We start from the raw sequence: 7,783 nt of genomic DNA, 5'->3' as shown, positions 1-7,783 counted from the left end.
ACGTGCAGCAGCTTGCGCTCCTCGGCGAGCAGCCAGCGGCCGTCGCGTGACGGACCTTCGGCCCACAGCTCCGGCAGCTCGCCCTCGACGTACAGGTCGACGACGTCCGGGTGCACGTACGAGCGCTTGCACACCGCCTTCGTGTTGTTGAGCTGGTTCGCGACGGCCTCGATCGCCTTCATCGCCTCCTGCCGCGCGGCGCGGTCGGAGCGGGGTGGCTCGAGACCGCCGAGCGCGTGCGCGGCGAGCAACGTGCCCATCCAGGTCCGGAAGTCCTTCGCGGTGAAGTCGCGGTTCGAGATCTCGCGCAGGTACTCGTTGACGTCGTCGGAGTGCACGTCGCGCAGCTCGCCGTCGTCGTCGTAGCGGAACAGGCGCTGCCCGGGCAGGTCGTGCAGGCGGCGCATGATGCGCGTGAGCTGGCGGTCACGGACCTTCACGGATTGGGACTTGCCGCTCTTGGCCGTGAACGCGAGCCTCACTGCGTCGCCGTCGTTCGTCAGGTGACGCGTGCGCAACGTGGTGAGCCCGAACGAGCCGTTCGCCTTCGCGTACTCGTCGTTGCCGACGCGCACGAGCGTCGTCTCCAGCAGGTGGACGACCGTGGCGAGGACCTTCTCGCGGGGCAGCCCGTCGAGCGCGAGGTCGAGCGCGAGACGGCGGCGCATCCGGGGCAGCGCCTCACCGAACTCGAGCAGCCGGTCGTACTTCACCTCGTCGCGCCACTTGGTCCAGTCGGGGTGGTACCGGTACTGCTTGCGCCCCTTCGCGTCGCGCCCGGTCGCCTGGATGTGACAGTCCGCGTCCGGGGCGATCCACACGTCGGTCCACGCGGGCGGGACCGCGAGGCGCTTGATCCTCGCGAGGGTGTCCGGGTCGTCGATCTTCGTGCCGTCGCAGCCGTAGTAGGCGAACGCCCGTCCGGCGCGCCGGCGTCGGATGCCGGGCACGTCGTCCGTGCAGTACGTCAGGGCGATCCCGGCGGGCATGATCTCGTGCTCGGCGCTGCTCACGGGACCGGCTTCCCCGCCGGCGAGCCCCGCGCAAACAAACGCGTCAGGCTGGTGGTGCGTATATCGCCTCTGACGGACGATTTTCGGGTGACCGAGGGGACTTGAACCCCCGACCTCCAGGGCCACAACCTGGCGCTCTAACCAGTCTGAGCTACGGCCACCATGATCGGCCCGGCGTCACACGAACGCCCGGGCCGGCCGGGCGCATCGTACCTGGCGGGGGCGACGCCGACCCCGGCCGGACACGCCTGAAGGGCCGGCTGACCGCTGGCCTATGTCCCGGCGAGACGGGCGACGACCGGGGCCATCGCCTCCCAGCTGTCGCCGTCGAAGGCGACGTACGAGAAGCCCCACCGCTCGCGACGCCACTGCAGCTCCTCCACCATCGCGTCGACGCTCCCGACGAGGATCAGCGGCACGTGGAGCGCGTCGGACGGCTCGATGCCGAAGTTCGGCGCCATCGCCTCCGCGATCGACATCGGGTCGTCGGTGACGTGGGCGAAGCCGACGAGCGTGCTCAGCTCGAGGTCGTCGAAGCGCTCCCCGGCCGCCTCGCGCACCCACGCGAGCTTCGTGGTCGTCGACTCGGGCGTGATGTTCGGCGCCGTCTCCGCGCCGCCGAGGCCGGCGCGCAGGTCGGGGTTGACGCTGACGACGTCCGCCTCGCGCGCCGCGATCGACAGGACGCGCTTCCCACCTCCCCCGACGACGATTGGCGGGTGCGGTCGCTGGCGGGGCTTCGGCAGCCCGTCGTGGTCCGTGATCGTGTAGTGCTCCCCGGAGAACGAGAACGGCCCGTCCGTGAACAGGCCCTTGAGCACGCGCAGTGCCTCCTCGAACCGGTCGACTCGGACCTTCGGCGGGTCGTACGCGATGCCCGACTGCTCGTAGTCGGTTCGCATCCATCCCGCGCCGAACCCGATCTCGAGCCTCCCGTCGGAGAGCAGGTCGAGGGTCGCGCACTCCTTCGCGAGGACGAGCGGGTGCTTGTAGTCGTTGTCGAAGACGAGCGTCCCGATGCGCAGCCGTGTGGTCGCGTCGGCGACGGCCATCAACGCGGGAACCGGCGCGAGCTGGTCGCCGAAGTGGTCGGGCATCGTGAGCGTCGAGTAGCCGAGGTCCTCGATCTTGCGGGCCGTCTCGGCCCACTCCTTGGGTGACGACGCGCGGGACACCTGCGCGCCGAAGCGGAACGTCCGGTCGTGGGCCATGGAGGCGGACGTTATCGTCACCTCCGGATCGTCACCTCCGGATCTTCACCTCCGGATCGTCACCTCCGACGGCGCTTGAGGAGCCGCGACGCCCACGACCGGACGTCGGGCCAGTACCAGACGATCTCGCGCCCGCGCCGCCCGATCGGCGCGGGGAACCCGAGCCGGCCGTGGCGGAGCTCGTGCACGCGCGGCACGGTGAGCGACGGGAGGCGCGTGACGATCTCGCGCGCGCTGACGACGTCGCGGGGATGGAAGGTGCGCGGGTGCTCGGTCATGACGCGCCGCCGCGAGCGTGGCCGGGCCGACGGCGCTGTCGGCCCGGCCTTGCACGCACGCCTACTCCGACGATGGCGTCATCGCCGCCGGGACCCGTTCGCCGACGCCCGGTCCGCCGTGTGCGGCGGCCGCCTTCCCGGCCGGGATCGGCGAGTAGCCCTCGTACGCGGGCTCGTTGTGGTAGGCGGGCGCGCCGTGCTCGTGGATGTCGAGGCCCTCGATCTCGACCTCCTCGGACACCCGGAGCGTGCGCGTCAGCTTCACGAGGTACATGAGCGCGAGGCCGGCGGCGAGCGTCGCGAACGTGATCGTCAGGCTGCCCTTGAGCTGCGCGACGAGCTGGTTCGTACCGCCGCCGTAGAACAGGCCTTTCACGACGCCCGCGCTCGTGTCCGCGCCGTTCGGGCCGGGGACGCCGTAATTGCCGACGGCGAAGAGCCCGAGGCTGAGCGTCCCCCAGATGCCGGCGGCGCCGTGGACGGCGAACGCGCCGCACGGGTCGTCGACCCGGATCCACTCGGTGAAGTCGACGGCGAGGACGACGACCGCGCCCGCGACCGCCCCGATCGCGATCGAACCCGTCGGCGACACCCAGTAGCACGGGCACGTGATCGCCACGAGCCCGGCGAGCAGGCCGTTGATGCTGATGCCGACGTCGAACTTCTTGGACCGCGGGTAGACCCACGCGATCGCGACCAACGATCCCGCGCACGCGGCCAACGTCGTGTTCGTCGCGATGCGACCGATGCCCTCGAAGTCGAGCGCGGACAGCGTGCTGCCCGGGTTGAACCCGTACCAGCCGAACCACAGGATCACGCCGCCGAGCGCGGCCAGTGTCATGTTGTGGCCGGGCGGCAGTCCGCCGCCGTCGCGCTTGAAGACCCGACCGAGGCGCGGCCCGAGTGCGATCGCGCCCGTGAGCGCGAGCACGCCGCCGATCGTGTGCACGACGGTCGACCCCGCGAAGTCGCGGAACGGCGTGTGCATCGTCGCGAGCCACCCGTTCGGACCCCACACCCAGTGTCCGAAGATCGGGTAGATGAACCCGCTCACCCCGATGCTGTAGATCAGGTCACCCTTGAACCCGGTGCGACCGACCATCGCGCCCGACACGATCGTGCTCGCCGTGTCGGCGAACGCGAACTGGAACAGGAAGAACGCGAGGAACGCGACGCCGGTCGTCCCGTAGGTGTGCGGGATGTTCTGCAGGAAGAAGTAGTGGTAGCCGATCCAGCCGTTCCCGTTGCCGAACATGAACGCGAAGCCGAAGGCCCAGAACAGGATCCCGCACATCGCCGTGTCCGCGATGCACTCGATCATGATGTTCGACACCTCGCGTGTTCGCGCGAAGCCGCCTTCGAGCATCATGAAGCCGGCCTGCATGAAGAACACGAGGAACGCGGTCACGAGGGTCCAGACCGTGTTGATCGGGCTGATGACGTCCGTGGTCTTCGTCGCGGCCTGGTGCAGCATCGACGCGCCGGCGTGCGCGCCGAAGTACCACGTGAACCCGTAGACGGCCGCGAGCACGAGCGCGAGGCCGACCATCTTCCCTGCCAGGTACACACCGAAGAACCGCCGTGACCGTGGGTCGCGGACGCTCTCGGCGAGTCGCATTCGTAGTGTCGTCATGCGTGCATGCTCGACGCGTCGCGTTGCACACCTGTTCGGTGCGCGTTACGCGTTCTCGTCCATGCGCTGACGGCTGTCTGATGATGCTGACGGCGCGCGCGGCCGCGCGAGCGTCGTGACGAGCGCGTCGCGGATTCCACCGAGCCGCGACTCGTCGACGACCTTCCCGCCGTCCACGGAGACGACGTAGAAGGTGTCGATCACCTCGTGCCCGAGCGTCGAGACCTTCGCATGGCGGATGTCGAGCTCGAGCGCGGCGAGTGCGCGCGCGATGCGGTGGAGCACGCCGGGCCCGTCCGCGGTCCGGATCTCGAGGATCGTCGCGTGCTGCGAGCCATCGTTGTCGAACGTGACCCGGGTCTCGGCGCGCCGAGCCGCGGTCGGTCGGCGGAGGAAGGTCGGTGTCGCCGCGCGCTCCTCCACGCGCGCCGCGACCGCGATGCGCCCCGCGAGCGCGGCGTCGAGGTCGGCCTGCACGGCGTGGTTGCGCGCGGCGGCGCGGTCCGACACCACGTCGAACACGGACCACGCCGTCCCGTCGGTGGCCGATCCGGCCCGGGCGGCGCGGACCGCGTACCCGTGCAGGGTCAGCACGCCGACGACGTCGGCGAAGAGCGCGGGGCGGTCCCGCGCGCGCACGCGCACGCGACCGCTCGTCACGTCGATGCCGACGGGCACGTCGACCGGTGCCTCGACGTCGAGGGGAACGTCGCCGGTGAGCCGGTCGCGGACACGTACGGCGAGCGTCGCGACGAGCTCGGCCTTCCACGCGCCCCACGCGGTGTCGCCGGTCGCGAGCGAGTCCGCCTCGGTCAGCGCGTGGAGGAGCGCGAGCAGCTCGACCGACTCGACGGCGTCGGCGACCGCATCGATCGTGGCCGCCTCGTCGAGGTCGCGGCTGGTCGCGACGGCGGGGAGCAGCAGGTGGTGGCGAACGGTGGCGACGAGCGTCTCGACGTCGCGGGCGTCGAAGCCCATGCGGGCGGCGACGATCGCGGCGACCTCCGTGCCGACGTCCGTGTGGTCGCCGGGGAACCCCTTGCCGAGGTCGTGGAGCAGCGCCCCGACGACCAGCAGATCCGGGCGGCCGACGCGCGCGGTGAGCGGCACGGCGCGGGCGACCGCCTCCAGCAGATGGCGGTCGACCGTGTAGCGATGGAACGCGTTGCGCTGGGGCAACGAGCGCACCGCGTCCCACTCCGGGAGGACGCGCGTCCACAGCCCCTGGTGGTCGAGCGCCTCGACGACCGGCACCGCCGCGTCGCCCTCGAGGAGCAACGCGACGAACGCGTCGCGTACGTCGTCCGACCACGGCACGGGCAGCACGGGCGCGTGCTCCGCGAGGCGCGCGGACGCCGCCGGCGCCAGCCGGACGCGATGACGGGCGGCCGCGACCGCGGCCCGCACGAGCAGGCTCGGGTCGCCGGCCGGGTCGGCGTCCGCGGTCAGGTGCACCTCGCCGTGGGCGACGACGAGACCGGGGCCCGCCGCGCGCCTCGGATGCCGCCGGCTGCGCGGGCGGACGCGATGCCAGGCGTCGTCCGCGACCGCGGACACGACGCGACCACATGCAGCGACGCGCGCCATCAGGGCGTCGGCATCCGACGCGCCGAGATCGCCCGCGGCATCGTCCTGGACCTCGAGCAGGAGGCGATCCTCGGCACGGCGCACGCGGCGCTGGAGCGCCACACGTGTCAGCAGCAACGTCGCCGCCGCGCGGTCGAACGCGGGCGACGCCCGTGCACCGGCGATGGCCAGCAGGGCACGGACGACCGTCACGTCGCGGAGCCCGCCCCTCGCCTCCTTCACGTCCGGTTCGAGCAGGTAGGCGACGTCGCCCGCGCGGGCGTGCCGCTCGTCGCACTCGTCGCGCAGCCGGCGGACGAGCGCCCGGCCCGGCTCGTGCCATACGCGCGCTGCACGCGCGATCGCGTCGGTCGCGAGCTGCGCGTCACCGGCAACGACACGCGCGTCGAGCCATCCCAGCGCGACCTTCGGGTCGGCGCGCGCGGCGGCTTCGACCTCCTGCGGCGTGCGCACGCTGTGGTCGAGACGCACGCCCGAGTCCCAGATCGGGTACCAGATGGCTTCCGCGAGGCGCTCGACGTCACGTCGGTCGTGCACGAGCACGAGGTCGAGGTCGCTGAACGGGCACAGCTCCGCCCGGCCGTAGCCGCCGACCGCGACGAGCGCGACGCCGGGTACGTCGTCGAGCAACGCGCTGACCCAAGCGTCGACGGCCTCGGTGTACGCCGCGCAGAACCCGCCGACGTCGAACGGCGTCGCGTCGAGCAGGTCGTCGCGCCGCCCGGTCGGCGAGCTACAGCGCGTCGTCGCCGACGTCACCGGTGCGGATCCGGACGGCGACGTCGACGGGTTGGATCCACAGCTTCCCGTCGCCGATCTTCCCGGTGCGGGCGGCGTCGACGATCGTGTTCGCGACCTTCTCGGCCATGTCGTTCGAGGTGAGCACCTCGATGCGCACCTTCGGCAGGAAGTCGACGCGGTACTCGCCGCCCCGGTACACCTCGGTGTGCCCGCGCTGCTGGCCGTGGCCGCGGACCTCCGTGAGCGTCATGCCCGCCACGTCGATGTCGTGCAACGCGTCCGTGACGGCCTCGACCTTGTGCGGCTTGATCACCGCCACGACGAGCTTCATCGTGTCTCCTCCGAATCGGGGTGTCCGGGTGACGGTACGGATGCTCCGTGGCGCGCGGATCTCGTCGTCGTGACAGCCGTGTTAACAGCGGTGTCGGGAGTGTGTCGGCCGGGATGCGGGGCTCAGGGCTCCGGCGTCGGCACCTCGAGGACCGGCATGCCGGGCGGCGGACCCCACGCGATCGCCGCGCGCGAGAACGCCGAGGCGAGGGCGACCGTCAACGTCACCTCGACCAGCCCGTCCAGGGTCAGCTCGTCGACGAGCTCGCCGCGTAGCGCGTCGTCGACGTCGGCGGGCGAGGTCACGAGCTTCTCGACGTACCGGGCGACGAGCGCGTGCCGGGCGGGCAGCTCGTCGCGGCGCGCGTCGTCCGCGAGCGCGCCGACCTGGTCCTCGGTGAGGCCCTGCTGCTTCGCACCTGCGAAGCGGAGGTTCCTTCAGAGGCCGCAGTCGACGAGCTGCGCGTTGCGGAGGCGACCGACCTCCTTCGTCGGCTGGTCGACGGAGCCGAGCGACCACAGCGTGCCGTAGAGACGGTTGAACGCCGCGTATGCCTCCGGTTGGTGGTCGAGGAACACCATGCTGCCCGCGGGCGGTGCGATCCGGCTCACGCGGCCCCCAGCGCGACACGTGAACGCGACGTCGCGTCGAACAGCGCGATCGCGAGCGTGAGCGCGGTCGCGCCCGCCTCGCCGAGGTGCGCGACGACGCGCGCGCACATGTCGTCGGTGACCGCGTGCGCGTCGATGACGTACATCTCGGTGAACGCGACGCAGGCGCGCTCGCGCTCGTCGAGATCTCGGGATTCGATCGGTGGGACGGTCGTGTCGCGCAGTAGCGTCGCGACGGTCGCGCGGCACAGTGTCAGCAGCCGTGCGTCGAGCGGGCCCGACGTGACGGCACGCTCGAAGTCGCGAAGCCGATCGCGCACGACCGGTTGCCGCGCCAGCAACGCCTCGAAGCGCTCGTGTTCGGCCATCGCGCGCCCG

At 71.7% G+C, this 7,783-nt stretch carries 9 protein-coding genes and 1 tRNA gene; all 10 read right to left on the bottom strand.

Annotation, left to right across the window (positions count from 1 at the left end; translation table 11 throughout):
• Nucleotides 1-1,013: DNA topoisomerase IB (locus tag VFC33_11495; protein ID HZR13861.1), on the bottom strand; the 1,013-nt coding region annotated here is incomplete at its 3' end.
• An 86-nt stretch (nt 1,014-1,099) separates the two neighbouring features.
• Nucleotides 1,100-1,174: transfer RNA gene (locus VFC33_11490), tRNA-His, on the bottom strand.
• A 111-nt stretch (nt 1,175-1,285) separates the two neighbouring features.
• On the bottom strand, nt 1,286-2,224 hold the full coding sequence (locus tag VFC33_11485; protein ID HZR13860.1) for a TIGR03621 family F420-dependent LLM class oxidoreductase: 939 nt from the start codon (nt 2,222-2,224) through the stop codon (nt 1,286-1,288).
• A gap of 59 nt (nt 2,225-2,283) precedes the next feature.
• On the bottom strand, nt 2,284-2,502 hold the full coding sequence (locus tag VFC33_11480; GenBank protein HZR13859.1) for a hypothetical protein: 219 nt from the start codon (nt 2,500-2,502) through the stop codon (nt 2,284-2,286).
• 61 nt (nt 2,503-2,563) lie between these two features.
• The gene (locus tag VFC33_11475; GenBank protein HZR13858.1) at nt 2,564-4,135 is read right to left on the bottom strand and encodes an ammonium transporter; all 1,572 of its coding nucleotides are present in this window, start codon (nt 4,133-4,135) and stop codon (nt 2,564-2,566) included.
• Between the two features lie 45 nt (nt 4,136-4,180).
• Nucleotides 4,181-6,481 (bottom strand): [protein-PII] uridylyltransferase, encoded by a 2,301-nt coding sequence (locus VFC33_11470; GenBank protein HZR13857.1) that lies wholly within the window; start codon nt 6,479-6,481, stop codon nt 4,181-4,183.
• Nucleotides 6,456-6,794, bottom strand: a complete 339-nt coding sequence (locus VFC33_11465; GenBank protein HZR13856.1) for a P-II family nitrogen regulator — start codon at nt 6,792-6,794, stop codon at nt 6,456-6,458. The genes VFC33_11470 and VFC33_11465 overlap by 26 nt, the downstream gene beginning before the upstream one ends.
• A gap of 122 nt (nt 6,795-6,916) precedes the next feature.
• On the bottom strand, nt 6,917-7,099 hold the full coding sequence (locus VFC33_11460; protein HZR13855.1) for a hypothetical protein: 183 nt from the start codon (nt 7,097-7,099) through the stop codon (nt 6,917-6,919).
• Between the two features lie 132 nt (nt 7,100-7,231).
• Nucleotides 7,232-7,405: a hypothetical protein gene (locus VFC33_11455; protein ID HZR13854.1), complete on the bottom strand. Its 174-nt coding sequence runs from the start codon at nt 7,403-7,405 to the stop codon at nt 7,232-7,234.
• A partial coding sequence (locus VFC33_11450) for a hypothetical protein (protein ID HZR13853.1) occupies nt 7,402-7,783 on the bottom strand: 382 nt, incomplete at its 5' end. The genes VFC33_11455 and VFC33_11450, both read right to left, overlap by 4 nt.

The organism is Acidimicrobiia bacterium, assembly GCA_035651955.1.
Taxonomy (GTDB): Bacteria; Actinomycetota; Acidimicrobiia; order IMCC26256; family JAMXLJ01; genus JAMXLJ01.
The sequence above is the reverse complement of the archived record's forward strand: the minus strand, read 5'-3'. Positions and strand labels throughout refer to the sequence as shown.